This is a genomic window from Planktothrix paucivesiculata PCC 9631, from assembly GCF_900009265.2.
Lineage (GTDB): Bacteria > Cyanobacteriota > Cyanobacteriia > Cyanobacteriales > Microcoleaceae > Planktothrix > Planktothrix paucivesiculata.
This window is the reverse complement of sequence record NZ_LR735039.1, coordinates 1-424: the sequence shown is the minus strand read 5'-3', so window position 1 is coordinate 424 and position 424 is coordinate 1. Positions and strand designations below refer to the sequence as shown.

The following is a 424-nucleotide window of genomic DNA, read 5'->3' as shown; positions in this document are numbered from 1 at the left end:
GAGGCTACATTAAAATTGTGTCCATCTGAATACAAAATCGTAACATCGGAGTTCTTGTCAGCAATAGTTTCTTGACGTAAAATATCACTTTTTTTATCTCCATTAAAATCACCAATTATTAGGTTAGTACCGCCCTGAAAACTAGATACACAAGCCGCTTGCCATTTAGAGAGCGTAATAGGAGAGTTGAAACCATTTCCCTTAGAATAATTTCCACATCTCTGACACCATCAGCAGACTTTTCTTGACGTAAGATATCGTCTTTCCCATCGCCATTAAAATCACCAGCTAGGAGTTTAGTTCCTCCTTGAAAACCTGCATACATCGCCGATTGGTCAGGAAGTTGATTTGAGGCTACATTAAAATTGTGTCCATCTGAATACAAAATCGTAACATCGGAGTTCTTGTCAGCAATAGTTTCTTG

At 38.2% G+C, this 424-nt stretch carries 1 protein-coding gene; it reads right to left on the bottom strand.

What is annotated here, in order from left to right; translation table 11 throughout:
- Positions 1-118 precede the first annotated feature (118 nt).
- The coding region (locus tag PL9631_RS25495) for an FG-GAP repeat protein (RefSeq protein WP_156090711.1) at positions 119-424 on the bottom strand (306 nt) is incomplete at its 5' end.